This window comes from Prochlorococcus sp. MIT 1307 (assembly GCF_034092395.1).
In the GTDB taxonomy this organism is placed as follows: Bacteria; Cyanobacteriota; Cyanobacteriia; order PCC-6307; family Cyanobiaceae; genus AG-363-K07.
This window is the reverse complement of the sequence record NZ_CP139301.1, coordinates 574,333-599,714: the sequence shown is the minus strand read 5'-3', so window position 1 is coordinate 599,714 and position 25,382 is coordinate 574,333. Positions and strand designations below refer to the sequence as shown.

Sequence of the window (25,382 nt, the reverse complement as noted above, 5' to 3'; positions counted from 1 at the left end):
TATGAAGCCGCATGCACTCGTTCTTCTTCTTTTACTAGCAGTTGGTGCTCCTGTCTTAGCCCTGCCGACTGTCACGATCCAAAGCTGCTACGACGGTGATACCTGCACCACGACAACCAAAGAGAAGATCAGGCTTGCTTGTATCGATACCCCAGAACTACGTGGCAGCAGGGCTGATCCAATTCCAGCTAAAGCAGCGAGGGACTATCTCAATCGTTTAGTTGCTGGAGAAGATGTTGCTATTAGGCGAATAACAAAGGACAGGTATGGCAGGACTGTTGCTGAGATCTCAAAGGCTGACGTGAATATCCAACAAAGACTGGTTGAAAAAGGTTTTGCTCGCATCTACAAGAGGTATGCAAATCAATGTCCTTGGAGTCGATGAGTAAAGAGGCATTGAAAGTCAAAATCAATGAGCTGCCTGATAACCGCATAGCGATAGATATTGAGGTTCCAGCCAATCGCTGTAAATCAAGTTATGAAGCTGCCTTAGCTCGCATGGGTAGTTCTATAAGGCTTCCAGGTTTTCGTCCAGGCAAGATCCCTAAGCCAGTCATTCTTCAGCAGGTCGGTCTATCAAGAATCAAAGCTTCAGCACTAGAACAACTCATCGATAAAGCATGGAAGGATGCCATAGCTCAAGAATCAATCGAACCCACCTCGGAAGCACAGCTCAAAGAAGAGCTTCAATCGTTAGTTGATCGTTTCAACCCCAATGAGAGCGTGACATTTACCCTCGAAGCAGAGGTGGCTTCTAAGGAAAAGAAAGAGGACAAAGAATGACACTTGAAATCATCAAAGAGTTCTATTCCGTAAGTGATTGAGCAGTGATTGATCTCAAACGGAACAGCAAAAAAGAACCCGTTAAAGCAACTGGAGTTCGATCCAGAGAAACTTCTTCCTATACGCCTAATCAAAGAACCGACTTCAAAATCAGTCGAGGTCGATTCTCTAACTTCTTGACCTGCCAACGGTGCTTCTATCTCGATCGAGTCAAAGGTCTTGATGCACCTGGCACTCCAGGCTGGACGCTCAATGAAACCACTGATCTCCTACTGAAAAAAGAATTTGATCACTGCCGAGAACAACAGATTCCTCATCGATTATTTGCTGCCAATGGATTGAGTCATGTCGTTCCTTTTGATCATCAAGAAATGGATCGCTGGAGAGACTCTCTTCACCATGGATTAATGCTGCGGCATAAGAACACCAGCATCATTCTCACGGGAGGCGTAGACGATATTTGGCAGGACACCATTACTAAGAAATTGATTGTGGTGGACTACAAATCCCAAGCAAAGAATGGGCGGTTAGATAAGCAGGATTACCTCGATGATCCATACCATGACGGATACAAAATCCAGATGGATTTCTATGCCTACCTTCTTTCAGGTATGGGGTTTGATGTTCACCCCACGTCTTACTTCTTGGTTTGCAATGCCAAAAGAGATGACGATGGATTCCATAAGAGAATGAATTTCGATGAGTACCTCGTTCCCTACAACTGGAATAGTGATTGGATCGAGAGCAAGATTGATGAGATGGTTGCGTTGATGAACCAGCATCAGATTCCAGAACCGAATGAATGCTGCAAGAACTGTGCCTATTCAGAGCAGTATGCAAAGGCAATACATCAAGACGAAATCAAGCAAGGTCAAAGTTTGCAGGGGACATTGTTCTAATGAAGCCCCTAGTGACTGCAGTTGCCTTTGGATTTGGTGCTGCCACGGCTGCTGGCTTGTCTCTAATAAAAGTAGAGAGATCCGTCGTGATTAGTTCTACTGTTGTTGTTGTTGCTTCAGGTTTAATTCTCCTCAAAGAAGAGGATTGATCATCAGTGTCCTATCTCTTGAGATTGCATTTAAGAAAGTTGTGGGATAATGCTCCAAAAGAAATGACCATCTTGAAAAAAGAAATAACTAGAAAGACTTCATTAGCCTTACTTACAAGTCTTTATTGCCTACTGCCTGCGCCAAGTCTTGCTAATCCAAGTGAAGCTTATAAAGAAAAGTCTGATTGTATTGATAACCCAGATTTTGTAACTCCTAAAGATAAAACTTTTAAATACTGCATTAAATCAAATGGGATGATTAATAAGGTTAATGAGCAAGGTGAACTTATTCAAGAGAAAGGGCAACTGAATAAAGCAATAGAAGACAGAGTCAAGAAAGGTTGGGGACGGAGTTCGATCAGCTTGTATGAATATAAGATTGAGGAAGATGAGCTAGTTCAATACACATGCAAAGCTAAAAAAGTTGATTCGGAATATCAATGTGATGGCCCAGGTGAAAGACTATTAAAAGGTGTCAGACCAGATGGATACTATTTGCAAGCAGGTTTGAAAAATATTGAGGATGAGAATTGGCAAGATGCAATAGAGAACTTCACTTCTGAGATTGAGTTAACCAAAAACAAAGACGCTTATTACCAAAGAGCCTTTGCAAAATATATGGTTCAGGATTATTTGGGTGCAGTTAAAGATTCCAATATCAAGCTAAAGGCAGATAAAAATAATATTCAGGCATTGAACCTGAGCAGTATGGCTAAGTACGAGATCAACGACTATAAAGGTTCTATTAACGACTTAAACAAACTCGTAGTCTTATGGGAAAAACTCAATGAAGAAGAGAGAGAAGAACTTGATCTAAACGAAATCAACCCGAACTTCGATAAATTCTATTTTAGGAGGGCTCTATCTAAAAGTAAAACTGGTGATAACAAAGGAGCCGCAAAAGACTTTGAAAAGGCTATCGAAATAGATCCACTAAATGGTCAAGCATATTTTCAAAAAGGATTAGAAAAGTTTTGGGATGATCGAGATGAAGCATGTACAGATATTCTCAAAGGCATATCACTTGGAGCAGAAGACACAAGTAATCTTCTTATCAAAGAAAAGGCTAATACTGATTCCTTCCTCGATGAGCTTTTTGACGAGGAGACAAGCCTAGTAGCTGCATGCAAAGGGATTGATGATAAGAAGATAGAACAGAACAAGGAGAATTATGAGTTCGAGAAGTTCACTGATAAGGCTTCTGAATTGCTTCGTAAATACTTTATATTGATTCCTATATTCCTTGTAGTTGTTCTATCTCTAGTGATGAAATATTCAAATAAAGATGAATAATTAAGGATTCATTCGTATAGGAATTGTTGTACAGGTATAGATCAATGGTTTGGTTCATATACAATGCATCGACTCGTGCTTTGACCATTGGCGATAGCGACCATAGAAAGCGTCTCTGGCAAGGATTATTTGGTATGGAAACATCCCAAACGAGAGATAGCTATTGGCTCTCAAGTCCTTGTCAATGAAAGCGAAGAGGCATTGCTATTTGAAAATGGGCAACTTTTACACATCCTTAAAGCCGGAAGGCATTTAATCGAATCAGGAAATATCCCAGGTTTAGATGGTGTAATCAGAAGATCATTAGGAAATAACTCTCCGATAAAGATTGATATTTGGTTCGTTAGTAAGACCTCATCAACTGACTACAAATGGGGTGTTCAGTTACAAGTCAAAGACACAGCGCATCAACTCATTGTTCCTGTCGGTTCCTATGGCTCAATGCTGTTGAGGATTGATGACCCTGCATCTTTAGTCCTACAAGTTGTGGGCAAGAAGATGTCAATGAATAAAACAGAACTAAAAGAATTTCTGATTCCTAATATCGAGAGAAGTTTGAAAGACTATATCGCCGACAAAATCAAAAAAGGGTCACTTGATATTTTCTCGATTGAATCAATTTTGGTTGAAGCCTCTGCCGATACGAAAAGGTCTATTGATAGAACCTTCGAAAGGTTTGGCTTAAAACTGATCGATTTCTATATCCAAGGCATTGAAGTCATTGGAGACAATCCCGAATACAAGAAGATCAAAGAAAGTCTTGCTGATGCAGCCAGTCTGCGCATTCGTGCAAAAGCCGCCTCAGAGACTCAAGGCTTTTACCAACAAGAACGCGCTTTGGATGCTCTGAATAAAGCTGCAGAAAAAGACACAGGTGTTGCAGGTCAATTGCTATCAAAGGGTTTAGGAGGTATTAATTTTGGCGGCTCAAGTCAAACTGATTCGAACGGTGATCTCAAAAAGAAACTCTCATCACTCAAGGATCTATTTGATTCTGGGCTGATCTCTGAAAGTGAATATAACGATCGGAAAGCCAAAATACTGGATGATCTATAAACAGAATGACTAGAAATAACGCCATAAGAATATGAAGCTAAAAAGAGCCCTGCCGATTCTCTGGCTCCCATTAATAGGAGTCTGGACATTCCTCTTTGCTGTTCAGAGCAATTCGGCTTCTACAGATCTAGAAGCTGTAGTCCCATTTATTTCTTATTTAGTTGTTTCGTTTCTGCTTGTCCTGCAACTTCAGCTAGTTCTTGGCAATAAGAGAGAGAGTGGAATCGTTAAATTTGGAACTGCAAATGTATTGTCCATCTGTTTATCCATTTCTAGCTTTTCAATTTTATTGAACCTATTGAAGAGCATCGATAATGAAGTCTCAATTTTCCTCATCGTCACCCCATTAATCGCAAACACCATCATTGCTGAGATATTTTCTGCATCTAATAAGGCATTAGTGGACAAGAAAAAAGCATGGACTGAGACCAACCGAAAATTAGAAGAACAACAGAAGAAAGTCTCAGAAGAGAATGCTCAATTCAGAAATAAGTCCATAGAGTACCGAAAAGCCTGGAAAAGTTATTTACAGCAAGCATCAATTGATTATTTAGATAACAGTGAGATCATCAGTGAGATAACACGAATTAAAGAGATAGTAGAGTTTAGTTCCTATTTCAGAACAAAAGAATCAATAAAAAATCTCTCTAAGATTAAAGCTAATAATGATGAAAACCAGGTTTTAATTTCTCTAAAACAAATTAAATAATTAAATATGAAATTAGATCATATCCTTTTTTGTAAATATCTTTCAACTTTTTTCTCTAATAGAAAAATTTCATCAATTCATCACTAATGGCAAACGTCCCTGATAAATGTAAAAAATGTAGTGCCCCAATTTATTGGGACAAAGTTAGTCAAATAATCGAATGCGATTTTTGCGGCTATGTTCATAGTTTAGAGGTTAAAAGCTCTAGCACTTACCAAGTTTCAACTAAAAATCGAAGTAAAACAATTATTTCTAATTCAGCAGAGTTTCAAAAGCCAAAACAATATTCGAATAAACCATCTTCACTTCAGTCTTACTCAAAAGACCGTTTGAAAATATGTCTTAAGAATGCGTTTGGAATTAATCGAAAATCTTCGTTAATTGTTTCATTACCTATTTCCTTATTGGCCTTGCTAACATTATTAATGGGGATTGTTATCCTTAGTGTTTTTCCCACAGGATCTACACCAATTCTATTTGTTGTTCCAATCCTTTTTTCCATTTTGGGTTTATTTACAGGTATTCGGGAATTGGTCAGAAAAAATAACCGTCGACAATATGCTTTTATTGGTACTATAATTTCCTTGCTAATCTTTATTGTTTTGGTCATATAAGTTTTTACTTTATAACAGCCAATATCAATACCAAGAAAAATTGACCTAGGCTTTCACCACGGACTTTTTAATTTTGCAAACAGAACATTTTATAGTACGCGTCTTTTACTTTTCCTTTAGTGCTACCAAATCTAAGACCAGACCGTAAAGCTAATGCTCTATTTTCTCCAGCACCATGGTGATCATGGCTATCAAACTCTTTATCTCCAAGTAATGCTGCAGCCACAATCATGTCCTTTGTGTCTTCTTTATCAAAAGAGATATTAGGGATACTGGATAAAATCACCCCTGCAAAACAATCTGCTTGAAGCTCAATTCTCATCGTGTTTCTTTGAGCCTTAGCTATTAGCTGTGACTTCGTAAATTGAATGTGATGGGCATATTCATGAGCAACAACAAAGGCAACTGCTGCATCACCAACTTCTGAAAGTTGTTTCATGAAGTCCTGTTCTAAACAGATCAAATTCGATCTGGAATCGTAATAAGTGTTGTCGCACCATGTCCATTGAACAGGTCCTGCACCTGCTTTTTTGCCAATCGTCTTAGACGCACCAGCCAAAACGACGTTGATAAGTGATTCCATATCTTCAGTCCAATCCAAAGCTGCTTTGGCAGGGATAGGAAGCAGCGATACCAATAGAGATAAGGCAGAAGCCGCAAGCAGGTTTTTATTTCTTGAACGACTCAATGAGGTGCCTACAAGATGACTCATCCTAGAATCGCAGTTAGATCTAGCAATTCCTTGTAATCATGGCCGTTTTCTAGAGTTCTTAGGTTAAAACGCAGCTATGGAATCAAATTCCGATAAATGCAGTAGATTTTGAATAAGAATAAGTTCTCTATTTACAACTCTCCTTGAGCTGTTCATTAGCATGCATGTGCCCTAAAGATAAGGCCTTTCTGAAGTCATAACAAGCACCAACTATATCATTTAAAAACTTCTTATTATACCCTCTACCATAGTATGCATCCCCTTTATTAGTAGTATCTCCTCGGGTATTAGGGAAGTCATTGTTAAAGTCAATTATAAAAGTGTAATCATTTATTGATCCCTTTCTGTCTCCAGTCATAAATCTTGCTACTGCTCTTTGAAAATAGATACCAACTAAATCCTGCTTCCCTATTCCTACACTTGATAGTCTGTTTAATTTAATAGCTTGATTCATATCAGAAATCACATCATAGAATTGTTCTAATTCCCCTTTGCATTGACCACGATAGAAATAATATAACGCTCTTTTTGGGTCAAGTTCAATTGATTTATCAAAGTCAGATATAGCCTGATTGCAGTCATTCAAAGATTTCTTTGAAAGACCACGGATGTAATAAGCCAAAGCCCTGTTAGGCTTTTCTTTATAAATTTCAAGTGCTTTATTGGCCTCATAAATTGCTCCGTAATAATCTTCATTCCCAATTTTGGTTGCAGCTTTGGCTATTGGATCTATCTTGGGATCCTTGATCAATTCTGCATATACTTTGGGGGAAGCAATCATCACTGCAAGGGTCAGTAAACTTGCTCGAACTAAATTCAAGAAAAGATTGTTCAACTAAATTGATGCTATTAGAGACAAAGAGTAAAATATAAATGTAGTAAAATAACAATATTAACTTAACTCTTTATATTCCTTTAGCTACAATCTTCTGTAATGCGAGCAGCAGCTTCTTTTTCTCCAAAGGCCAAAGCTTTTCTGTAATCAATACATGCCCCTTTGTAATCATTCAAAATATATTTTGTTAATCCTCTAAGATAAAAGGTACTACCTTTATATTCTCTTAATTGCGTTCCTAATTCTTTGTCGAGATTAATAGCTGTTGTAAAATCAGATAGTCCAAGGTGAAAATCCTCAAATATAGTACGGCAATGTCCACGAAAATGATAAGCAATTGCGAAATCTGGGTTTATTTGAATTGCTTTATTGAAGTCATCAATAGCACCATTGCAGTCACCTAGATTTTTTTTTGCATTTCCCCGTGACGTATACACAAGAGGTAACTTAATAGATTTAGGGCCATATATTTCAATAGCTTTAGTAAAATTAGAAATTGCTCCATAATGATCCCCAGCAGTAAATTTCTTGACACCCTGAATAAAAGTGTCATCATCTGCATATAATTTTTGAGAAGAAAAAGCTATTAGTGCGGTACTCGTTAATACAATTCCAGTACTGATTAGTGTTCTCCTTCCCACTTGATTTACTAGTGAATGAAGGTTGAATAAGCTAATGGGATTTTTCATATAATAATGAATTAATATATGTAGACATGCTAGATCAAATAATAATCCTGTGCTTTATTGTTATACAGTCATGATTTCTTTGTGAAGACCCATATGCGAATGAATGATATTCCTAGCAATTGTAGTCGTTGTGGAGCCCCAATAAATTGGAGCAAGGATTCAAAGAAAGAAAGGTGTGAATTTTGTGGTCAATTAAATGTTCTAAGGAATAGTCCGTTTGACTTAGATTCATTAAGAAATAAGCTTAGTAAATCTTTTACACCTTTCAGCGACTCATTTAATCACTGCCTAAGAGCATTTATTAAAAAGCAAAGCTTATTATCTGACGTACAAATTAATCATATTATTAACAACCTAAAGTCTTTATACGCGAACAATTATTTTCGAATTTTAATTGTTGCAGTTCCAATTACTTTAATCACTAATTCAATAATCAGTGATCCACTTAGGCCTTATAAAGGTAAAATAAATGATCAATGTAATCTTATCTCTAATTATCAGTCTAAAACGGATTTTAATGCTAAGAAAGTTTTTAAAAAATGTGTTAATACACTTTCTAAAGATGTATACTATATTTCTCGACTTTCAAAGAACAAAAAGAGTAAGCTTTATACAGACAAAGATACTATGTCTAAATATCCGATGACTTCAAAAGGTGTCGAGTTAGTATATGATTATAATTACTCTAAGGCAATAATTTGGTTCTCTACAGGCTTAGAGCAAGAGATTTCAAAAATAAAAGAACAAGAAAAGAACAGAAAGATGCATCCTAAAGTAAATAAGGTGATGCAAGATATTAGAAATATAGCGACCACTCAATTTGATTCCCATATGCAAAAGGCACGTAAAAAAAGTCAATTAAAAAATCATAGAGGAGCAATAATTGAATATACAAAAGCACTATCCATTTTTCCAGATTCCCATCTTGCCTTTACCTTTAGAGCTATAGAAAAGGTGTCTTTAGAACAATATAATGATGCTATAGATGATTACAAAAATGCTATTAAAAATGCACTCGCCATGAATGTTACTTCATATAAAGGGCTAGATATGGTTTACACACTCTTGGCTCAGTCTCAAACAGAAATGCAAGACTTCAAGGGAGCTTTTGATAGCTATACAAGCGCCTTAAAAATAGATATCAATAATGCTGGTGCTTATTTTGGGAGAGCAATGCTAGAGGACAAATTAACGTTCTATGATCGTGAAGATGCTTGTAATGATTTTAAAAAGGCGGCTTCACTAGATTCTCATCCCTCTTACGATAAAGAGTACTATCCACGTATGGCAGCAAATTGTAATTAGTTTTATGACGCCTTTTATGTTAAGTAAGTTCTATTTTTGTTTTAATATAAAATACTAAGGACTCAAAATCTGACTTTATGTCAATTCTCAGAACTTTAATTATTACAGCAGTAACTAGTTTTGTGGTAACACCATTAAATGTTTGGGCACAACAAAAAAGTGTATGGGTAAGAGTTTCTGCAGCATGCGCACCCAACCCGAAGAAGGGAACTATATATCATATTCTTAATAGAAATGAAGATGGTTCCTTCAGGGAAGATGGTACATACGGATTGGGATGGAACGTTGATGCAAAATCAATCGTCAAGAGAGGTAATTATGTCTACTTTAATTTAGATGTTACAAAATTAGATAGAGCATGTAGAAATAAAGAAGGTCACATCTGGAAAGATAATGCATGGCAAGCTGATTGTAGTCGGGGATTAACCAAAGGACCAAACGCCGGATGGACAGATGGAAACCCTAAGCTCGTAGAATTTGTTTGTCGATAGCTTTATTTAGCTAGGTTCCTTATTTATATTTATAGAATGACTTCTATCCTCTCTATTCATTCCAAATTCCTGTATATACTTATGATTAATTCTGAAATTTGTTAACTCAACCCTATCTCCTTTAAGGGTCCTTCCTAGAGCATTGTTTGTGGGTGTATTCGATGCTCGTTTATTCGCTAGCGTCAGAACTCTTGTTTCGAGACAGTTAACAAAAAAGCTACCTAACATATCTCTCATAACAATTTATTTAGGGCTCTTCTAGCGAAGTCCAGTCATACCACTTTTCTTGTTTAATCAATGCTTTGTAGTTATTCAGAAGCCAGTCGCTTTTTGGGGTGGAAATCAAGAGCGACGCTCTATCGATTAAGAAGAGATGGATGGCTAAAAGACTATGAGGAGACGATTGAAGGTAAACGATATTTAGACATGAAGCCCAGTGGGAAGGATTCTCTCGCAAGGCATTGCATGGGCGTATTGGCTTATCGCAGTACAAATATTGAGATCATCGACTTTGATCCTGATGAGTATTTAAATGAGTTAGCTAAACAAATCGCTGCATCCCCTAAACCTGCTTAAACGCTATCTATAAGAGTTCTTATGCATTTGAGACTGGTGAAGGGTGTCTCCTATTTGAAAGGTTGAAACCTAGAGAGACTTGAAGCCTTCGGACGACCCACTCCAAAACCTAAAAAAGGACCCTTAGGTTCTCAATAAGGCAATAAAAAAGGGACCTAGATGGCCCCCTTGAAAGTCGACTGTCAATCAGATACAGAGTAGCTACTGCTTTGCTCTTGCTTATCTGCTGGTGGCTCTGTGACGGTGAGGTAAATACACAGGATTGTGAGCGGACAGAAAACGATACGAGCGATAGGCCAGAAGTAGCGCATTAGTCCTCCCTGGGTATTCCCAAACTTCTGTTCTCCTTGTCCTTATTGATCTCCTCCTTGACCTTTTTGTAGTAGGCGATCTCTTCCGGATCATCTGAACCAAGTCCATATCCCATCGTTGCTGCGAGGTAAATCTTGTGTTGTCTATGAGAGGTAAGAGTCATTAACAAGCAAGTCTTTTTCTATTTTTTAGAAGGTTTAACGATCATTTCTCTGATCTTTTGAAACTGCTTTTTCCAAAAGCGAATAACTGAATCAGGAATAGGTTTCTTTAGAGGCATCTCTGAAATCTATCAAGGATTTTTAGTAATCAGGATTCTCTCTTTTGAGTTTCCTCGCTTGGGCATGGCAGCTATCAGGTGAGCAACGATTTCTTATTGCTTCCATGAAGTCATAAATAAATTCATCTGGGCAATCAAGCTCTTCTTGTAATTCGTTGAGTTCATCAATGAAGAACTCCGAGACACGGGATATAGGTCCTGTGTTTTGCTCTTCTGTTGGCTTCCACTTGTCATTCATTTGGATGACTTCTTTAGACCAAACATTTCTGCCATCTTGCCAGTTAAAGCAAAGTATCCAACCGCCCCGACAAATAGTCCGAAGGCGATCAGGTTGGGGACGATCCCTCCAATAATCTGCGCTTCTCCAAAACCTAGAAAAGTAATCACGACAAATACCCTCGCCCAGTTATCAGCAAAACTCATATCTCAAGTTCTGACTTCAGAAGGTGTGCCAGGCACGCATTCAGTTGGGTAAGAGATGACATTCTTGCCTGTGATGCCTGCTCCTATTGCTATGAGCCCTATTACAAGCAACCATTTAGATCTTTCATTAGAGAAAAGGCGATTCATAAAATAAACATCTCGATAGCGAGTGACTTGTTGGTCCTCTATCGACATCAACAGTCTTTTTCAATCTAATGACTTCCTTTACCTATTTCATGGTGTGGTCCATACTCTCCCTGACAGGAAGTAATCAACGCAAATCAGTTGTCAGTAAAGGGATTTGATGAGTTCCCAACGCTTTTCCCTTGGGTAAAACACTATTCCCTTCGGGAATATGGTCGGGTAATTGCTTTTTCTTAGTCATATCAATGGTTTTACTTATATTTCCTCCCAATTTATCCGGAGTCTTATAGGAAAGGCGTTGCATTATTGCTGGGGACAAGGCGTAATGCCCACGATGGGGCCGCACTAACTCTCTGCGCCCTGCCATTGCACCGAGTGTGTTATCAACTGTTTTTGAGGAAGCTCTATGTAATCGATAAACCTCGCTAGTGATGTCCTTTCGGGAAAGAGTTGTATTACCTCTTTGATATGCCTCCCAAAGAATCTGTGTAATGGCTTCTTTGCAGTTACCTACAACATTGCTTCCTTCTAAAAGAACCATCTCGCCTTCATCCAAATTGAAACTAAGAGTCCGCCGCGGATCTGTATGTGCTGCACGATCTTTTTTGAATTGTGCTTTTATTCCTACTTGTTTCCCTTCGATGTCTTTTGCTGGGGTTAACTGAATCACTATTGAAGGTTCTTCGGCCCAACTTTTCGCTCCTGCATGTGCTCCTTTTTCTGTTCCGTCATGCGAGAGAAATTCCACAAAAATTCCATTGGGTTGGCAAATAATTTCTCTCATATAAGTCAGTAGACAACGAACCGACTCGTTATCTCTGTAGTTCCATCCACCTCTTGAACTAACGGACTTTGCGCTGTCAATAACGACATAGTTAAGCTCTTCTTCTTGTATGAATTGCTTGAGTTTGATCACTCCCTCAATGTCGCAACTCCAAGCTGAATGACCTTGCTCAGGAGCAAAGCCCCAAAAGAAAATCATCTGTTGTGGACCGTTTGAAATAAGGGGGTCATCGTCTGAAATGCCAAGATCTTGCATTGCCTTTTTTAATGGACTTAATCCAGAGTCAGTCGCAATGAATAGGCTTTTCCCTGGTTCACAAGGTTTATTTCGATCAAGAATGTTTTTCCCTTTTGCAAAGTTGTACGCCTTATGCAAAGCAAGCGTAGTTTTGCCTGTTCCAAATGCGCCGTACGTAAGACCTACATCTCCTCTCAGCATCCACCCCTCCATTGAGTATTGAAGAGTTTCCACTGACTGAAGATCTACATGTCTTTTCTTTGGTGACTTGTTTGGTAATTCGTTATCGCTAAGTGCCTGAAAGAGTGCGCTGTTGATTTGTTCGTCAGTGCGCCTAAAGGCAGATTTAAACTCTGCCCTCAAGAACATCTGACTATCAATATCAGCTGCTTTGATGCTGGTAATGATGTCGGCAATTAAGTCGGAGTAAGCCAACTCCTTTGGTTCTTCAGACACGGGAGGACCTCCTGCATCTGCGTATTGGGACCTTATATTTTCGAAAAACTTTTGAACGATGTGGCTTAAACGTCAGGCAATCTCCACTGCCTATCGGCGTTCGTTTAACAAGGGCATAGCCATCGATTACATCACCAACTGAAAGCGCCCCATGTTTATCCTCGGCGTTAAAGGTGGTACCAGGCATGCAGAAAATCAAAGTGCCGTCGGTTTCACACCAAAGATCTGAATCCCTTCCACATATCGGACAAGGTTTAAGCCTTGTGGTATTCGTTAAGCGATGAACTGATTTTTTTTGTGGTTCTTTTTTTAGTTCTGCCATCTTGAGAACCCATCTCCACACTTCCTTAGATGGAGCAACTAATTGTTCAGGGCCAAAATCAGGCGGCCAAATGTAATTGCCACCGTCTTGATGTTTCCCAATAACAATTGCGTAGCGTCCCCGATCTAAGAAGCATTCAAGAGCCTCACCTTTTGCACCATCTATAGATTTTTTGGTGATTTGTTTTGAAATGAACTCACCCTTTGGAAGTTGCGCTATTTGCTCAGGTGTTGGTCTAAAGAGAACTTTGAACCGCCAATGATTTTCATCTCTTCGGACATGCCAGGACCTTGCAGTGAAATCAATACCCTGTTCAGCCGCATAGTCCAGAGAACTTTCGCCGTCATAGTCGAGACATAACAAACCAAAACCAGTAATGACTGAAATAGCACTGCAATTTGGAATTGATAAACATTCAGCAATCGTTAGCCCTACATGATTACGCCACTGAATTAATGGTGCTTTTGATTTAGGTCTAATTGGAAGGAAGCCATACTCGCCCTCCATCGATGCCAACCTTCGGGCATCATGACGCCAATTTTTAGAGGGTTCCATTTCATAGCCCTCCCTTCTTCAGGCGTTCATTAGTAACAACACCAATCAAGATTTTATGAGCGATTTCTATGGCTTCAGGAGCTTTAAGTCGATAGATAAAACCATCTCCGCGTGTGACTTTTCTGATGACCCGTTCAGGAAATTTCCCAGCATTAATCCATTTCAGGATTGTTCGACCATCACGATTGACCTTCTTCCCTAATTCACCAGTAGAGAGCCAACTCACTTGGTTAGAAGCTTGGGCTGAAACTAACTGGTCGACTCGATGCAATAGAAAATCCAATTTTTGCTCGATATGAGCATTGGAGGGGACGGCCCCTGATTCAGTTATTTGCATTTCCTATTCCTTACGCTTCTGCTTTACGCCAGTTGAACTCACCAGTAGCAGGATCTTTCCATCCGAACTGACGAGTTTTGTCTGAATAAGGCTTGATTTCTCCCTTCCCTAATTGATCGCAATATTTATCGCTTTGGGAGAGATAGAACTCTTGAGTTTGACCAATGTATTTGGCCTCTTTTAGAAGTTTGAAAACCTCAGGCCAAAAAGATTCTTCAATACATTCAAGAGGATTTACAGCATCGGGCTTCCAGTTCAGTTCAATTAAATAGTTGTAGTAAATGAAATGGCACCGGTTGAACTCATATTCAGGTCCACCAGACTCCATTATCTTTCCGTTGATTTTGATTTGGGGTGGTTTATCTGAGTATCTGTTGGCAGCTCTTTTCATGGGAATAAAAGGGGGAATCAGTTGGTTTTGAGATTCCCGAGGATCAGTACTTTTCAGTTCCCACTCGGTGCTGCGTCGGCGTAATGAATGCCTCCGCTATGGGGAAATAGTAACCAGTTCATTCATAAAAAAGCAACCTTTTGGGGCGACTCACAACGAATCGAGCACTCTGGTTCAAAAGACCAGAGTCATCACTAAATAAACAACAAGATTGAGAAATTTATGAGAATGGGTAACTAATGGGGAACGGATGCGAACTTGTGATTTTTTGCTTGGTATTAAATATCAGTTATATCAATCTTTCTTGAGGAAAATCTTTATCAGGTGAGGGAGGTTTTCAAGACCAGAGCCATCAACCACTCGACCACCCCTCCAATTGGACGATCGATAACGTCGCCAGATCAATACTAGCAACTGGCTTGCAACTACTAGTAATAACGGGTTTGGGTCATTAAAAAGCTATTTAAGATGTTCCCCTGGTCTTGACAGCACTCTGACATTACCTGACAATTCCTGTCATGGATCCGGAAACTATTCGGAAACTTTTTAAAGACTAAATGGTTCAGGATATTTCAACAAATTTGGCAAGCGCCTCTGGTTCTAAGGACCAGAGCGATATGGAATCAGGTTCAGAAATACGGAAATTAGTTTCCGAGTTGAACGCAAGATTAAAGATCAAAGGTGTTCGAGGAAGAATCACAATCGTCAAAAACAACTTCTATCTAAGAGGTACTTACGCAACTCGAACTGAAAAAAAGAAGGAGAGAAAAGTTTCTCTTCGCTTACCTGCCGATCTTCGATCCTTGATTACGGTTGAAAACCGTGTTGTTCAACTTTGGGATTCAATACTGGCAAATGGTTTCTTGCCTGATGTTTACCCTTGGGACGTTCCAGATATCCAAATTGCTCAACGCACTAGAACCTTTGAAGAAGCAATCGCTGTTTTAAAGGCATCTTTTTGGAAGGGAAAGAAAGATACCAATCTTCAAAGCCAACGAACTTGGGTGCGAATTGATTCTGTTTTGAAGAAGCTTCCACAAAAGGCTGATCTAAGCATAAATGTTTTGTTGGACTGGATTTCTAGCGAGACTGAGCCTGAGACAAACTCAAGAATTAAGGCTTGTCAGTATCTAAAACGCCTCGCTGTTTCAAACAACTTGGGTGGTGAAGAGGCTATTGATGAATTAGTCGGGATCTACGAGCCAAAGCAAAGAAAGGCTATTGAGGATGCTTTATTGATTCAGTTGATCGACAGTGTTCGGGAGGATGATGAACGAAGGCGAAAACTACAAGTCAGATTCGATGGATATAAGGATAAACATGGCAGGAGTAAAGAGCACTTCCCTTATGGATGGCTAACTGCTGCTCAATATGTTTACGGAACTCGACCTGCTGAAACCTTTTCTTTAATACCCAAGAAAAATGGCACCGCTTATGCGATCAACCTCCCAAAAGGTCGGAAAAAGCATGAAAAATTTCCATTAGCGTTGCCTCAAGAATTTGTGGAACGGTGGAACTTATTAGAGGTAGAAAGGCCTTATACCTTTGGTCTCGATAATTACGATCCAACCATCACCAAATACCACTGCGGGCATTGGTTGAATTATCTAAAACGCAAAGCTCAAAAGCTCGGAATTGAGAATTTCCAGTTACTTGATCTTCGCCATGCATGGGGGATTAGAAGTATTTATTCAGAGCTTGATCCAAGACAATCTTGTAAATCGCTCGGGCACGATATCTCTACTCACTACAAAACCTATAACTCGACTTATGAACAACTAGATGCAGACAAGGCTGCCGCCTTACTCAGCAAATAAAGCTACTTAAGTCAGGCAGGGCTGCCTGCATAAGCAGGTTCATAGACAGGCGAACCCAATCCACCACCATCTTGATCGTCATCGTCTTCTTCGAAGAAGCTACTAACAAGCCAGATAGCACCTAGAGCCAGCACAGAAGAAAAGCTAATTGCTACTAGGTCGAGGCCCACTGTCTAAAAATTAAATTCCAGTGAGCTTAATGGATTTCTCGTTAATTGGAAGAGTCGGACTTCTCTACTTTTTCAGTGGATGCCTCTTGGTTTGCACCTTTCTTGGAAAACGGACAATCACCACCACCCCAAGCAAAGGCTGGACCTGCACTAACTGATAAAGCTAAAACCAATGGGAGAACTGCTTTCACTGTGATGCTAAAAATTTCAGGCATACTAATGAGTTTTTTCTTGTGTTGACAGCTCAGACATCCATGAGTAGAACAAGTGTACTATTTTAAAGCTCATGGCTCCATCCTCTTCCCCGTATGCAGTCTTCAAGGCTGATGACTGGATGATTCCAGCGGCTCCTATTGGATTAGGCCAATGCGTAAGGGTCAGACCAAGAAAGCGATTCCAGTCAAACGCTTCAACGAAGAAGCCGAATGGGACTATCTCTGCCAAGGAGTGCTCAAAAAATCTCGTTCAGCTTGCGTTTGCATAACGTGCCAACACTTCAACTACAGCTGTGATAAACATTGCCGAACGCTTCTTAATTCCCACATCCAAGAAGGTTGAATCCTCACGGCGAACAACTGACATCAAGATTTCCCTTATGACAGCAGCGACGAGAGAAAGGGATTGGGACGAATATTTTCAGGCAAAACCCTTGCCTTTGAAATTGTTTTGGCTGCCGGCGGTAAGGAAGTGCGTTTTATCGCTACCAATGTCATAAAGGGTGTAATTCAAGCCAGCTCCAATTCCAATCACGCTTCGCTTGGGAACTTCCTGTTGTTGTTCACGTTTACCGTTCAGATCCTTTACTTGTGAATTGATCCCTCCTCCAGTCAGTTCAAGATGAAATTGTTTATTACTGCGCGCTGTGAACAGTCTGTTCACATTGAGACGGGTGAGTCGATCAAGGAGGATCAGTGGAGATGTTTCAGATGTGAGGTTGTCAGCCACGTCTGAAGAGCTCCCATGGATGAGTGCACAGTCAAGTTCAATGAAGCCAAATTGCAGTGATGCCAGCCATTTCAGGTGAGAAGGATTAACCGTATTCAGCAGTGCGCTGACTGCGTCTTCACCTTGGCTGAGCCGCAGAGCATCAGCTTTGCGCTCACCACGAAACCCACGCTCTGCAAGTAGTTGCTCTTCCCACCAGCCATAGATGCAATCTGGTTTTAAATCGCCGCGATGGGGATTTCTTAGTCGATCCAACAGTGCGTCACAGTTGCGTTCGGGCCCGACTAGGTCTCCAAGGACAAATAAGGCTGTAACTCCACGAGTCTTCTTTAGATCCCGTTGAATTAGGTCATAGGTCTCGAGATCTCCGCGTAGACCACTTACTAGTGCCCATCTTTCAATCATCGTTCACACACATGACTTGCATCTTCGGCCTGCTCGGCGAATTCAAACCCATGACTCAGTCGCCATGCGAAGACTTTCGGTAGCCCCGCCTCGACAATCGCTTGACACGTTCGACTAACGTCATAGGCCACCTCTTTTATCTCAATTTCATTAGTTGCATCGTTGTGAATGACATAGGTGGCATTGGTACTTCCATGACGTGGCTCGCCCACTGATCCAGCATTGACGATTTTGCGCATCGGCAGGGTCAGTTCTTCACCCTGATCGTTGCCATGGTCTGCGTTTTGTAAACGCACACGAATAGATCCATCTCTCAATTCACGTACATAAGGCTGGTGAGTATGCCCGCAAAACAGGATATCGGCACCCGCTGTTTCTACTCGCTCGAGAGCTGCAAATGCATCCATGTCCGGAAGAAGATACTCATGCTGACTGTTGGGACTGCCATGCACGAAGAGGAGTCGATCACGACGTAATGATGTTGGGAGGCTGGCCAAAAAACTTTTGTTTTCGTCCGTTAGCTGATCATCTGTCCATTGGTGGGCCAGGTGCCCACGTCTTTCTGCTAGCTGAGAAGGGTAGCTGCACTCGCAGGCATTAAGACCATCGATGATATCTTCATCCCAGCAGCCCTGGCAGGTCGCTATACCACGCTTTCGTATCAGCTCAACTACTTCGTTGGGCTGGGGGCCATAGCCCACTAGATCACCAAGACAGGTAATGGTGTCAATCCCTTGCCTATCAATGTCATTCAAGACAGCTTCCGCTGCAGGGAGATTGGCGTGTAGACAGGAGATAATTGCGTGATTCATGGCGATTAAGTTGAGGGAATAGCTTCTTTTTGTCGATCCCTAAGAGGCATTTGATGCATCTCAAGTACGGCATCGTTTAGCAGGCAGAGGTCGATCGTTGATTGAATACGTAAGCCATCAAGATGTTTTCCTTGCACGACAAGCTCAGACAAGCTGGCAGGCCTGCCATTTGGAGCTGAAATTTCTTCAAGTGGAATGAACTGTGAGCTTTCTTGACTCACGATCCAGTTGAAGAACATAGAGCGCCCATCTGGCAAGTTCATCAAGGCCTTAGCTCGATAGACATCGCCATATGCTCCGTTCACTAGTTCGAACCACAAGGTATTCAGACTGGGTGGATCCCAGACGCTGGCATTAAGACTGAGGCTGAAAGATTCAAGTTTTTTGAATTCCAATGTGTCTTTGTTTGGTAATTCAGGATCCCGACCAAAGTGGAGATGCCTGTCAGGATGAAGTTGCAAGGCTTCAAGCTGATTTTTGACGCGAGGATCCATACCCATTAGGCCTGCCTGCTGAGGAGACTGGAACTGGGGGAGCTCAATCAATGTGAGTAGGTCACCTTGTTGCGATCTGGAGGCATGATGGGAATCCGATAGATCTATTAGTTCAGGGAATTGATCCTTGAGAAATGTCTTATCGATTCCTGAGTCAGACACCTGCTCTAGCCCGTTAGAGGGATAGCCATCTAGTCGCAAATATCCGCATTTGCCTTGATGGCTTCGCATTGTTTTGAGTATCCAGCTGGTTTTGCCGCAGCCTGGCGAACCCGAGATCAGCCATGTCTGGCTCATTCTTTGGATAAGGACAATCGTCCCACGAAAATACCAGATAATGGAAACGATAACCATTTACATTACGAAGCTCCTAGTTTTCTCTTCTTTCATTTCTGCCATTTCTCAAGTTTGAATAGCAATATCTGATTCGCAGAGATCGACTGCTATTGCGCAAAAGGAAGTTTTCATTGGCTAGCAGTTGACCCCAGCTATATCAAGAGATCTCCAGATATTGCTGTCTGTGAATAATGTGGGAATGAGCTGCTACTGACTTTTACAAAAAATCAGGTGGCAAATCCTCTTTCCATTGCCGAACTCCTCTGACTTGCCACATCCAAGAAAGGTGATTCCTCACGGCGAACACCTGACATCAAGATGTCCCTTATGGCAGCAGCAACGAGAGAAAGAGATTGGTTGGTCTCCCGAGGCTGCTTAGCTTCAATCCAGTTTCCTTGCGTCTAAGTGGTCTTTGGATCTCAATAGAGCATAATGTTCTTTAAGAGTTTCTTTATTGCTATGCGCGCCAAAGAAACTCCATTACTATGTATTTAACTTTGTAGATCTATTCTTTTTCATTGATTAACTGATGCAGAGAAGTCAACTCAATATAAGTATTAATCCAGAACTCTTAAAAAGAATCAAAGAGTCAGCAAGGAAATCCGGGAAATCTATCACTAATTATGTCACTGATTGTTGTGCTAATCAAGTAGAAAACTTCTCCAGCGAATCAACAGATTCTCGCTTAAACACAATTGAAGAAAGATTGGAGTCCATAGAAAAGACTCTTGCATTATTAGTTCCTGGAAATCAAAAGATAACTCCATTTACGCCTGAAGAAGCTATTAGATGCAATGAATTTATTAGCGCTATTTTTAATCATGAGGTTAAAGAGAAGAAATATCAATCAATCAAAGATGCATGGAATGATCTAATTAGCCATATCGAATGTTTTGATCAATGGAATGATAGATACACCTTGAGGTTGAAAGAGTCTCTTTTTATCGAGCATGGAGACCCTTTAAGCCATAATGAAATGAACTTACTAACAAAAGGGAAAGAATGCCCCTGTCCAATTCGAACGGGCTTAATTAATTGGATCAATAACTCAAATCCAGGGCAATGTTGTTGCTCAGATAAAAGTTTTCCATCTCAGCAAACTATTTGCGAAAAAGGCTCAAAATTAGTTGATAATATTTATACTTAGCAAAAGTTTGTTCATATCAAGAACGCTAATTCAATGAAAATCTAAATGATTATTGTGTAGTTCCATGGGTAGCACATGGCATCCATAGATTGCCCATCTTGTGAACACCTAAACATCCAAATTTCTTAGCCTCTGCTTCTGCCCTAGCTCTTGTGGGGTAAGCATAGATGTTCTTTGAAGAGGGGCCTGAATTTTCAAGGGTTTGTTGAAGAGCTGCACCTTCTGGGCTCCATACTTTGAGCCCCATCGTTGTTATCCCTGCAGAAAAAATACCCATCCCGACAATTGAGGCATTCACAACTCCCATTGCTACTACTCCAAGAGAGACCACACCCATTGGAACAATTCCAATGGTGACAATGCCCATTGGTACAACCCCAATAGAGATAAATCCAAGTGGAGCTATTCCAAAAGCAATTTTTTTTGGTTTACTTCCGCAATGAGAAGGACCTTCTGATTGTTGCTGATCAGGAGTATTCGCATTTGCCATGTTCAAAGGGCTTAATGATGGTGATGATGCCCATGACCGGAATGCTTTTTGTTCTTTTCATGAACTTTATGAGTCTTGCAAGGCATCCACTGATCACCCATTTTGTGAGCACCAGTGCAGTTGAAATTCTTAGCAGCTGCTTCTGCTTCTGCCTTGGTATTGAAAAGAGCAGGAGTAGCACTTTGCTTCGATTCAGTTGAACAACCTATTAATGAGAATGAGAGGCCTGCAATAAAAGCTGAAAGGATGAGTTTGAAGCTTTTCAAGGTTTGAATCTTTTCTAGTTTTTCTAGTTTTTATATTAATCATCAGCTCGATTTTGTCGCCACTGATCTTGATATTTTCGATGAGCCCTTAGAGATGTTTAAGACTTAAGTTGGTAGAGAAATGGCTCGGAAAGCTACTAGAAGTAAGGAAAGAGACAAAGTTATGTAAGAAAAAGCACACAAAAACATTGCCCTGAAAGGGTTACGTGTAAGCATTAACTCCTACTAGCTTTTCTAGCTTTTCCTAGTGTGAGGAACACCGTGAAACTTTTCAGGCAGTTGCTGATAGCTCCTGCAGCGTTGGGGCTAATGGCTCCTATCGCAGCAACGGGTGCTGAGCTCAATGTCAATGGAGTCTCTAAATACTCCAATAATGGCGACATAGAGAGTATTTCCCAGTTCTCAAACGTCTACCCAACTGATTGGGCATATCAGGCGTTGACAGACATGGCAAAGCGCGATGACTGTTCAGCTGCTCGCCCAACTGGCAGCATGACTCGCTATGAAGCTGCTGCTCTTTTGAACAAGTGCCTAGAAAATGTTTCTAAGGTCAACGAAGAAGAACAGCGCCTACTCGATGAATTTGCACCTGAACTCGCTGCAATCAAAGCTAGTGCCCTAGATGGCGTAGAAGCAGGAATGATGGATCATTCCGGGCACGGACATTCTGGAATGGGTCATGGAGGAGGCTCCATGCCTACGACCATGATTATGGGTAAAACCACTTTCGTGGTGGGCGGTATTGGTACTAATAGAGGAACTGGATTTGATCAAGGTTCGGCAGGGTCCGCAACGAGCCCAGAACAAAAAGAAGCTGTTACCTTCAACTACGACACAAAGTTGATGGCCCACACTAGTTTCACTGGCAAAGATTTATTGAAAACAGTTGTTCGTACCGCAAATTTCACAGGGACTGATCCCTTTGGAATGATGGGGCCTGCACGACTTGAAACTGCCTTTGGTAGTGGTGATGAGTTGAGACTTCATCGTGCTTATTACCAGTTTCCAATTGGTGAGGAATGGACCGCAACGATTGGTCCAGAACTACGCCAAGACGACATGCTTGGTGTTTGGCCTAGCGCATATCCAACTGATGCCGTTCTAAATATTTTAACTTTCGCAGGTGCTCCGGACGCCTACTCTAAGAAAATGGGTGCAGGTGCAGGTGTTACTTGGTCGAATGAGAACTTGGTAGCAAGTGCTCTGTTTGTTTCAGAAGATGCTGATAACTCCTCATCACAGGAAGGCACTGCTGGTGGCATATTGACGGCCCATGGTAAAGACACTATTACTACTCAACTTGCTTGGGTGGACGACAACTTCACCGTTGCCGCTGCGTATAGCCATGCCGACAATGGCAACTGGAATGACAGTGTTGATGGTAGTGATTACTCTGCCTATGCAATAAGTGGTGTATATAACCTCGACAATGATTCTGAATGGTTGCCATCATCGATAAGTGCTGGCATGGGCTGGAAAAATCCTGACAAGGAAGACCCTACTGATAGCGCAACAAATAAAACAGAAGATGGTCAAACATGGACTATTGGCCTTTTGTGGAATGATGCTTTTGTTGATGGCAATAACCTCGGTTTTGGCCTTGGTACTGCTGAAACACATAGAGATGACACTGGTTATGACGACCCATTAGCTTGGGAAGTTTTCTACCAGATGTCTGTTAGTGACAACATCACAGTTACTCCTGCAATCTTTGTCATTCAAAGAGATAACGAGCGTAACGATGACATCACTGGTGCATTAGTTAAAACAACCTTCAAATTCTGATTTCAGGGGAACCCCGTTAATCAAGTCCAAGGTGTTAACAGTTGCTCTCACCAGAAATGGTGGGAGCTTTTTTTTTGATTTAGTGCTGTAGCTTCAAATATCGATAACCCTCCCGCCTTCTAAAGCATTCAATGACTCTCTAATTGCTCGTAATTGCTCAGCATTTTCCCTGTCAGTAACACCCTTATCGATGATGGCAAAGACTGCTTGGCAAGCACTTACAGCTGCATAGTTTTTCGTGTTGGGATCTAAGGCGATTTGCAGTAGACGTTCTGCCACAGCGGGGGCACTGGCAATTAAGACTGAGTGGCTTTGATCTAAGTGATCTTTAGTTTGTTCTTCTAAGAATTGGAGGCTGTCTGGATGTGCTCTCACATATCGCCTCAACGTTCTGTAGTCCATATCCACTGCAGCAGCAGCATCTTTCCAAGACGCACCACCACTCCTAAGAGTTAACGCCCTTTGTACGTGTGGTGGTAGTGGTATTTCATCAATTGGAGGACGACCTCTACTCTCACGTTTTCCATGGCTTGTAATTGTCATCGATGTGCAGATCTAGGATTACTTTTAAGGTGCTTATCTGTGGCTCTTAAATAATACCCTGATAATCTAAATCCTGCGGTATGTAGCACACTAGTATTTACTTTGAAGGGTGCTATATTGATCATACAGGTTCCCAGTAAGTTGATATAAATTTCATAAATCTGCGCCAGATCAATACTAGCAACTGGCTTGCAATCACTAGTTATAAAGGGTTTGGGTGAATGTTCTTGGCCTATGTCTTTACGGAAATCATTTAAGACGTTCGCGTAAATTCGTCAGGGCAATCAAGTTCTTCTTGCAGTTCGTTTAGTTCATTAATGAAGAACTCTGATATACGGGATATAGGTCCTGTGCTTTGCTCTTCTGTTGGCTTCCATTTGTCATTCATTTGGATGACTTCTTTAGACCAATCATTTCTGCCATCTTGCCAGTTAAAGCAAAGTATCCAATCGCCCCCACAAATAGTCCGAAGGCGATCAGGTTGGGAACTATCCCTCCCATAATCTGCGCTTCTCCAAAACCTAGAAAGGTAATCACAACAAATATCCTCGCCCAGTGATCAGCAAAATTCATATCTCAAGTTCTGACTTCAGAAAGTGCACCAGGCACGCATTCAGTGGGATAAGAGATGACATTCTTGGCTGTGATACCTGCGCCTATTACCGCTAGTCCTATGACAAGCAACCATTTAGATCTTTGATTAGATAAAAGGCGATTCATAAAATAAACATCTTGATAGCGAGTGACTTATTGGTAGCCAATAGAGATAACCAGTTTTTATCATGTAATGACTTCCTTCACCTGTTTCATGGTGTGGTCCAGACTATCCCTGACAGGAAGTAATCAACGCAAATTAGTTGTTAGTAAAAGGATCTGATGAACATAGAAAGACCTATTACTTTTAATCTTGACAATTACGACCCACAAGAAACCAAATATCAAGCAAGGCAATGGTTGAAGTATTTACAAGACCAGGTCAAGAAGATGGATGTTGAAGGCCTAGAAGATTTGGTTTTGATGGACATTCGATACAGTTAGGGCACCAGGCCTATTCATAGCGACCTCGACCCAAGAAGTGCATGCAAGTCATTAGGGCATGATTTAGCTACTTATTACAGGACATACACCTATACATACGATTTGGCTGATACGAAAAAAGCTGCTGCGAAACTCAGGAATTAAAGCTATTTCGGTTAGGCAGGACTACCTGCATAAGCAGGTACATAAACAGGCGAACCCAATCCACCACCGTCTTGGTCGTCATCATCTTCTTCAAAGAAGCTGCTCAGCAGCCAGATTGCACCTAGAGCCAGCACAGAAGAAAAGCTGATTGCTACTAGATCGAAGCCCACTGTCTAAAAATTAAATTCCAGTGAGCTTAATGGATTTCTCGTTAATTGGAAGAGTCGGAGTTCTCTACTTTTTCAGTGGATGCTTCCTGATTTGTAGCTTTCTTGGAAAACGGACAATCACCACCACCCCAAGCCAAAGCTGGAGCTGCACTAACTGATAAAGCTAAAACCAATGGAAGAACTGCTTTCACTTTGATGCCAAAAATTTCAGGCATACTAATGAGTTTTTTCTTGTATTGACAGTCCAGACATCTATGGGCAGGACAAGCGTACTACTTTAAAGCTCATGGCTTCATCCTCTTCCCGTATGCAGTCTTCAAGGCTGATGACTGGATGATTCCAGCGGCTCCTATTGGATTAGGTCAATCTGTAAGAGTCAGGCCAAGAAAGCGATTCCAGTCAAACGCTTCAACGAAGAATCCGAGTGGGACTATCTCGACCAAGGAGTGCTCAAAAAATCTCGTTCAG

General features: G+C 40.9%; 40 protein-coding genes. 15 read left to right on the top strand and 25 right to left on the bottom strand.

The window, feature by feature from the left end:
- Position 1 precedes the first annotated feature (1 nt).
- The 8 genes from SOI82_RS03260 (at position 2) to SOI82_RS03225 (ending at position 5,503) form a co-directional block, all read left to right on the top strand.
- Positions 2 to 385, top strand: a complete 384-nt coding sequence (locus tag SOI82_RS03260) for a thermonuclease family protein (protein ID WP_320667948.1) — start codon at positions 2 to 4, stop codon at positions 383 to 385.
- Positions 382 to 783 (top strand): trigger factor family protein, encoded by a 402-nt coding sequence (locus tag SOI82_RS03255; RefSeq protein ID WP_320667947.1) that lies wholly within the window; start codon positions 382 to 384, stop codon positions 781 to 783. Before SOI82_RS03260 ends, SOI82_RS03255 begins: the two co-directional genes overlap by 4 nt.
- Before the next feature lie 44 nt (positions 784 to 827).
- Positions 828 to 1,682 (top strand): PD-(D/E)XK nuclease family protein, encoded by an 855-nt coding sequence (locus SOI82_RS03250; RefSeq protein ID WP_320667946.1) that lies wholly within the window; start codon positions 828 to 830, stop codon positions 1,680 to 1,682.
- A gap of 11 nt (positions 1,683 to 1,693) precedes the next feature.
- Positions 1,694 to 1,831 (top strand): hypothetical protein, encoded by a 138-nt coding sequence (locus tag SOI82_RS03245; RefSeq protein WP_320667945.1) that lies wholly within the window; start codon positions 1,694 to 1,696, stop codon positions 1,829 to 1,831.
- Positions 1,832 to 1,894: 63 nt separating this feature from the next.
- Positions 1,895 to 3,124 carry a hypothetical protein gene (locus SOI82_RS03240; RefSeq protein ID WP_320667944.1) on the top strand — a complete coding sequence of 410 codons (1,230 nt, stop codon included), beginning with the start codon at positions 1,895 to 1,897 and terminating at the stop codon, positions 3,122 to 3,124.
- Between the two features lie 87 nt (positions 3,125 to 3,211).
- Complete coding sequence (locus SOI82_RS03235; RefSeq protein ID WP_320667943.1) at positions 3,212 to 4,180, top strand: SPFH domain-containing protein; 969 nt, start codon at positions 3,212 to 3,214, stop codon at positions 4,178 to 4,180.
- Between the two features lie 31 nt (positions 4,181 to 4,211).
- Positions 4,212 to 4,889, top strand: coding sequence for a hypothetical protein (locus SOI82_RS03230; protein ID WP_320667942.1), 678 nt, complete (start codon positions 4,212 to 4,214; stop codon positions 4,887 to 4,889).
- A gap of 86 nt (positions 4,890 to 4,975) precedes the next feature.
- Complete coding sequence (locus tag SOI82_RS03225) at positions 4,976 to 5,503, top strand: hypothetical protein (RefSeq protein ID WP_320667941.1); 528 nt, start codon at positions 4,976 to 4,978, stop codon at positions 5,501 to 5,503.
- A 67-nt stretch (positions 5,504 to 5,570) separates the two neighbouring features.
- Here SOI82_RS03225 and SOI82_RS03220 read toward each other — a convergent pair whose 3' ends face one another.
- From SOI82_RS03220 to SOI82_RS03210, 3 genes are all read right to left on the bottom strand, one after another.
- On the bottom strand, positions 5,571 to 6,191 hold the full coding sequence (locus SOI82_RS03220) for a neutral zinc metallopeptidase (protein ID WP_320667940.1): 621 nt from the start codon (positions 6,189 to 6,191) through the stop codon (positions 5,571 to 5,573).
- A gap of 151 nt (positions 6,192 to 6,342) precedes the next feature.
- Positions 6,343 to 7,035 (bottom strand): hypothetical protein, encoded by a 693-nt coding sequence (locus SOI82_RS03215; RefSeq protein ID WP_320667939.1) that lies wholly within the window; start codon positions 7,033 to 7,035, stop codon positions 6,343 to 6,345.
- 95 nt (positions 7,036 to 7,130) lie between these two features.
- A complete protein-coding gene (locus SOI82_RS03210; protein ID WP_320667938.1) occupies positions 7,131 to 7,691 on the bottom strand; it encodes a hypothetical protein in 561 nt (186 codons plus the stop codon).
- A gap of 147 nt (positions 7,692 to 7,838) precedes the next feature.
- Here SOI82_RS03210 and SOI82_RS03205 point away from each other — a divergent pair, with 147 nt between their 5' ends.
- From SOI82_RS03205 to SOI82_RS03195, 3 genes are all read left to right on the top strand, one after another.
- Positions 7,839 to 9,044, top strand: coding sequence for a hypothetical protein (locus SOI82_RS03205; protein ID WP_320667937.1), 1,206 nt, complete (start codon positions 7,839 to 7,841; stop codon positions 9,042 to 9,044).
- 77 nt (positions 9,045 to 9,121) lie between these two features.
- A complete protein-coding gene (locus SOI82_RS03200) occupies positions 9,122 to 9,535 on the top strand; it encodes a hypothetical protein (RefSeq protein WP_320667936.1) in 414 nt (137 codons plus the stop codon).
- Positions 9,536 to 9,832: 297 nt separating this feature from the next.
- The gene (locus SOI82_RS03195) at positions 9,833 to 10,111 is read left to right on the top strand and encodes a hypothetical protein (protein ID WP_320667449.1); all 279 of its coding nucleotides are present in this window, start codon (positions 9,833 to 9,835) and stop codon (positions 10,109 to 10,111) included.
- A 310-nt stretch (positions 10,112 to 10,421) separates the two neighbouring features.
- On the opposite strand, the gene SOI82_RS03190 is transcribed toward SOI82_RS03195, so the two are convergent.
- From SOI82_RS03190 to SOI82_RS03155, 8 genes are all read right to left on the bottom strand, one after another.
- Positions 10,422 to 10,586, bottom strand: coding sequence for a hypothetical protein (locus tag SOI82_RS03190; protein ID WP_320667935.1), 165 nt, complete (start codon positions 10,584 to 10,586; stop codon positions 10,422 to 10,424).
- 139 nt (positions 10,587 to 10,725) lie between these two features.
- Positions 10,726 to 10,941, bottom strand: a complete 216-nt coding sequence (locus SOI82_RS03185; protein WP_320667934.1) for a hypothetical protein — start codon at positions 10,939 to 10,941, stop codon at positions 10,726 to 10,728.
- Positions 10,938 to 11,126 (bottom strand): hypothetical protein, encoded by a 189-nt coding sequence (locus SOI82_RS03180; protein ID WP_320667933.1) that lies wholly within the window; start codon positions 11,124 to 11,126, stop codon positions 10,938 to 10,940. Before SOI82_RS03180 ends, SOI82_RS03185 begins: the two co-directional genes overlap by 4 nt.
- 3 nt (positions 11,127 to 11,129) lie before the next feature.
- Entirely contained in the window at positions 11,130 to 11,321 is a 192-nt protein-coding gene (locus SOI82_RS03175; protein WP_320667932.1) for a hypothetical protein, read from the bottom strand.
- Between the two features lie 76 nt (positions 11,322 to 11,397).
- Positions 11,398 to 12,747, bottom strand: coding sequence for an AAA family ATPase (locus SOI82_RS03170; protein WP_320667931.1), 1,350 nt, complete (start codon positions 12,745 to 12,747; stop codon positions 11,398 to 11,400).
- Entirely contained in the window at positions 12,740 to 13,624 is an 885-nt protein-coding gene (locus SOI82_RS03165; RefSeq protein WP_320667930.1) for a hypothetical protein, read from the bottom strand. Before SOI82_RS03165 ends, SOI82_RS03170 begins: the two co-directional genes overlap by 8 nt.
- A gap of 1 nt (position 13,625) precedes the next feature.
- Positions 13,626 to 13,961, bottom strand: coding sequence for a hypothetical protein (locus SOI82_RS03160; protein ID WP_320667929.1), 336 nt, complete (start codon positions 13,959 to 13,961; stop codon positions 13,626 to 13,628).
- A 10-nt stretch (positions 13,962 to 13,971) separates the two neighbouring features.
- A complete protein-coding gene (locus SOI82_RS03155; RefSeq protein ID WP_320667928.1) occupies positions 13,972 to 14,352 on the bottom strand; it encodes a hypothetical protein in 381 nt (126 codons plus the stop codon).
- Positions 14,353 to 14,969: 617 nt separating this feature from the next.
- On the opposite strand from SOI82_RS03155, the gene SOI82_RS03150 reads away from it, so the two are divergent.
- Positions 14,970 to 16,169 (top strand): hypothetical protein, encoded by a 1,200-nt coding sequence (locus SOI82_RS03150; RefSeq protein WP_320667927.1) that lies wholly within the window; start codon positions 14,970 to 14,972, stop codon positions 16,167 to 16,169.
- An 11-nt stretch (positions 16,170 to 16,180) separates the two neighbouring features.
- Here the strand turns inward: SOI82_RS03150 and SOI82_RS03145 are convergent, their stop codons facing one another.
- The 6 genes from SOI82_RS03145 to SOI82_RS03120 form a co-directional block, all read right to left on the bottom strand.
- Positions 16,181 to 16,339, bottom strand: coding sequence for a hypothetical protein (locus SOI82_RS03145; protein WP_320667926.1), 159 nt, complete (start codon positions 16,337 to 16,339; stop codon positions 16,181 to 16,183).
- A 41-nt stretch (positions 16,340 to 16,380) separates the two neighbouring features.
- Positions 16,381 to 16,554, bottom strand: coding sequence for a hypothetical protein (locus SOI82_RS03140; protein ID WP_320667925.1), 174 nt, complete (start codon positions 16,552 to 16,554; stop codon positions 16,381 to 16,383).
- A gap of 1 nt (position 16,555) precedes the next feature.
- Positions 16,556 to 16,783, bottom strand: a complete 228-nt coding sequence (locus SOI82_RS03135) for a hypothetical protein (protein ID WP_320667924.1) — start codon at positions 16,781 to 16,783, stop codon at positions 16,556 to 16,558.
- Positions 16,784 to 16,975: 192 nt separating this feature from the next.
- Complete coding sequence (locus tag SOI82_RS03130; protein WP_320668316.1) at positions 16,976 to 17,686, bottom strand: phosphoesterase; 711 nt, start codon at positions 17,684 to 17,686, stop codon at positions 16,976 to 16,978.
- Complete coding sequence (locus SOI82_RS03125; protein WP_320667923.1) at positions 17,686 to 18,501, bottom strand: metallophosphoesterase family protein; 816 nt, start codon at positions 18,499 to 18,501, stop codon at positions 17,686 to 17,688. Before SOI82_RS03125 ends, SOI82_RS03130 begins: the two co-directional genes overlap by 1 nt.
- Positions 18,502 to 18,506: 5 nt before the next feature.
- Positions 18,507 to 19,292 (bottom strand): ATPase, encoded by a 786-nt coding sequence (locus SOI82_RS03120; protein WP_320668315.1) that lies wholly within the window; start codon positions 19,290 to 19,292, stop codon positions 18,507 to 18,509.
- Between the two features lie 568 nt (positions 19,293 to 19,860).
- Between SOI82_RS03120 and SOI82_RS03115 the strand changes: the two genes are divergently transcribed.
- Entirely contained in the window at positions 19,861 to 20,478 is a 618-nt protein-coding gene (locus tag SOI82_RS03115) for a hypothetical protein (RefSeq protein WP_320667922.1), read from the top strand.
- 49 nt (positions 20,479 to 20,527) lie between these two features.
- Here SOI82_RS03115 and SOI82_RS03110 read toward each other — a convergent pair whose 3' ends face one another.
- Positions 20,528 to 20,968: a hypothetical protein gene (locus SOI82_RS03110; protein WP_320667921.1), complete on the bottom strand. Its 441-nt coding sequence runs from the start codon at positions 20,966 to 20,968 to the stop codon at positions 20,528 to 20,530.
- A gap of 11 nt (positions 20,969 to 20,979) precedes the next feature.
- Complete coding sequence (locus SOI82_RS03105) at positions 20,980 to 21,234, bottom strand: hypothetical protein (RefSeq protein ID WP_320667920.1); 255 nt, start codon at positions 21,232 to 21,234, stop codon at positions 20,980 to 20,982.
- A 261-nt stretch (positions 21,235 to 21,495) separates the two neighbouring features.
- Here SOI82_RS03105 and SOI82_RS03100 point away from each other — a divergent pair, with 261 nt between their 5' ends.
- Complete coding sequence (locus tag SOI82_RS03100) at positions 21,496 to 23,019, top strand: iron uptake porin (RefSeq protein WP_320667919.1); 1,524 nt, start codon at positions 21,496 to 21,498, stop codon at positions 23,017 to 23,019.
- Between the two features lie 93 nt (positions 23,020 to 23,112).
- Here the strand turns inward: SOI82_RS03100 and SOI82_RS03095 are convergent, their stop codons facing one another.
- From SOI82_RS03095 to SOI82_RS03080, 4 genes are all read right to left on the bottom strand, one after another.
- On the bottom strand, positions 23,113 to 23,562 hold the full coding sequence (locus SOI82_RS03095) for a hypothetical protein (protein WP_320667918.1): 450 nt from the start codon (positions 23,560 to 23,562) through the stop codon (positions 23,113 to 23,115).
- 253 nt (positions 23,563 to 23,815) lie between these two features.
- Positions 23,816 to 23,950 (bottom strand): hypothetical protein, encoded by a 135-nt coding sequence (locus tag SOI82_RS03090; RefSeq protein WP_320667917.1) that lies wholly within the window; start codon positions 23,948 to 23,950, stop codon positions 23,816 to 23,818.
- A complete protein-coding gene (locus SOI82_RS03085; RefSeq protein WP_320667916.1) occupies positions 23,947 to 24,135 on the bottom strand; it encodes a hypothetical protein in 189 nt (62 codons plus the stop codon). Before SOI82_RS03085 ends, SOI82_RS03090 begins: the two co-directional genes overlap by 4 nt.
- Before the next feature lie 3 nt (positions 24,136 to 24,138).
- Entirely contained in the window at positions 24,139 to 24,282 is a 144-nt protein-coding gene (locus SOI82_RS03080; RefSeq protein ID WP_320667915.1) for a hypothetical protein, read from the bottom strand.
- 156 nt (positions 24,283 to 24,438) lie between these two features.
- On the opposite strand from SOI82_RS03080, the gene SOI82_RS03075 reads away from it, so the two are divergent.
- On the top strand, positions 24,439 to 24,600 hold the full coding sequence (locus tag SOI82_RS03075; RefSeq protein WP_320667914.1) for a hypothetical protein: 162 nt from the start codon (positions 24,439 to 24,441) through the stop codon (positions 24,598 to 24,600).
- A gap of 155 nt (positions 24,601 to 24,755) precedes the next feature.
- Here SOI82_RS03075 and SOI82_RS03070 read toward each other — a convergent pair whose 3' ends face one another.
- Both SOI82_RS03070 and SOI82_RS03065 read right to left on the bottom strand, forming a co-directional pair.
- Complete coding sequence (locus tag SOI82_RS03070) at positions 24,756 to 24,914, bottom strand: hypothetical protein (protein WP_320667913.1); 159 nt, start codon at positions 24,912 to 24,914, stop codon at positions 24,756 to 24,758.
- A 41-nt stretch (positions 24,915 to 24,955) separates the two neighbouring features.
- A complete protein-coding gene (locus SOI82_RS03065; protein ID WP_320667912.1) occupies positions 24,956 to 25,129 on the bottom strand; it encodes a hypothetical protein in 174 nt (57 codons plus the stop codon).
- Between the last annotated feature and the right edge of the window lie 253 nt (positions 25,130 to 25,382).

Bases quoted from the DNA above. Each gene is read 5' to 3' on its own strand.
- SOI82_RS03175 (WP_320667932.1), bottom strand. From the start codon at position 11,321: ATGTCGATAGAGGACCAACAAGTCACTCGCTATCGAGATGTTTATTTT.
- SOI82_RS03255 (WP_320667947.1), top strand. From the start codon at position 382: ATGAGTAAAGAGGCATTGAAAGTCAAAATCAATGAGCTGCCTGATAAC.
- SOI82_RS03185 (WP_320667934.1), bottom strand. From the start codon at position 10,941: ATGAATGACAAGTGGAAGCCAACAGAAGAGCAAAACACAGGACCTATA.
- SOI82_RS03080 (WP_320667915.1), bottom strand. From the start codon at position 24,282: ATGAATCGCCTTTTATCTAATCAAAGATCTAAATGGTTGCTTGTCATA.
- SOI82_RS03140 (WP_320667925.1), bottom strand. From the start codon at position 16,554: ATGCCTGAAATTTTTAGCATCACAGTGAAAGCAGTTCTCCCATTGGTT.
- SOI82_RS03120 (WP_320668315.1), bottom strand. From the start codon at position 19,292: ATGAGCCAGACATGGCTGATCTCGGGTTCGCCAGGCTGCGGCAAAACC.
- SOI82_RS03090 (WP_320667917.1), bottom strand. From the start codon at position 23,950: ATGAATGACAAATGGAAGCCAACAGAAGAGCAAAGCACAGGACCTATA.
- SOI82_RS03205 (WP_320667937.1), top strand. From the start codon at position 7,839: ATGAATGATATTCCTAGCAATTGTAGTCGTTGTGGAGCCCCAATAAAT.
- SOI82_RS03095 (WP_320667918.1), bottom strand. From the start codon at position 23,562: ATGACAATTACAAGCCATGGAAAACGTGAGAGTAGAGGTCGTCCTCCA.
- SOI82_RS03225 (WP_320667941.1), top strand. From the start codon at position 4,976: ATGGCAAACGTCCCTGATAAATGTAAAAAATGTAGTGCCCCAATTTAT.
- SOI82_RS03125 (WP_320667923.1), bottom strand. From the start codon at position 18,501: ATGAATCACGCAATTATCTCCTGTCTACACGCCAATCTCCCTGCAGCG.
- SOI82_RS03160 (WP_320667929.1), bottom strand. From the start codon at position 13,961: ATGCAAATAACTGAATCAGGGGCCGTCCCCTCCAATGCTCATATCGAG.
- SOI82_RS03230 (WP_320667942.1), top strand. From the start codon at position 4,212: ATGAAGCTAAAAAGAGCCCTGCCGATTCTCTGGCTCCCATTAATAGGA.
- SOI82_RS03180 (WP_320667933.1), bottom strand. From the start codon at position 11,126: ATGAGTTTTGCTGATAACTGGGCGAGGGTATTTGTCGTGATTACTTTT.
- SOI82_RS03155 (WP_320667928.1), bottom strand. From the start codon at position 14,352: ATGAAAAGAGCTGCCAACAGATACTCAGATAAACCACCCCAAATCAAA.
- SOI82_RS03075 (WP_320667914.1), top strand. From the start codon at position 24,439: ATGAACATAGAAAGACCTATTACTTTTAATCTTGACAATTACGACCCA.
- SOI82_RS03190 (WP_320667935.1), bottom strand. From the start codon at position 10,586: ATGACTCTTACCTCTCATAGACAACACAAGATTTACCTCGCAGCAACG.
- SOI82_RS03085 (WP_320667916.1), bottom strand. From the start codon at position 24,135: ATGAATTTTGCTGATCACTGGGCGAGGATATTTGTTGTGATTACCTTT.
- SOI82_RS03260 (WP_320667948.1), top strand. From the start codon at position 2: ATGAAGCCGCATGCACTCGTTCTTCTTCTTTTACTAGCAGTTGGTGCT.
- SOI82_RS03110 (WP_320667921.1), bottom strand. From the start codon at position 20,968: ATGGCAAATGCGAATACTCCTGATCAGCAACAATCAGAAGGTCCTTCT.
- SOI82_RS03195 (WP_320667449.1), top strand. From the start codon at position 9,833: ATGCTTTGTAGTTATTCAGAAGCCAGTCGCTTTTTGGGGTGGAAATCA.
- SOI82_RS03065 (WP_320667912.1), bottom strand. From the start codon at position 25,129: ATGCCTGAAATTTTTGGCATCAAAGTGAAAGCAGTTCTTCCATTGGTT.
- SOI82_RS03115 (WP_320667922.1), top strand. From the start codon at position 19,861: ATGCAGAGAAGTCAACTCAATATAAGTATTAATCCAGAACTCTTAAAA.
- SOI82_RS03150 (WP_320667927.1), top strand. From the start codon at position 14,970: ATGGAATCAGGTTCAGAAATACGGAAATTAGTTTCCGAGTTGAACGCA.
- SOI82_RS03165 (WP_320667930.1), bottom strand. From the start codon at position 13,624: ATGGAACCCTCTAAAAATTGGCGTCATGATGCCCGAAGGTTGGCATCG.
- SOI82_RS03200 (WP_320667936.1), top strand. From the start codon at position 9,122: ATGTCAATTCTCAGAACTTTAATTATTACAGCAGTAACTAGTTTTGTG.
- SOI82_RS03240 (WP_320667944.1), top strand. From the start codon at position 1,895: ATGACCATCTTGAAAAAAGAAATAACTAGAAAGACTTCATTAGCCTTA.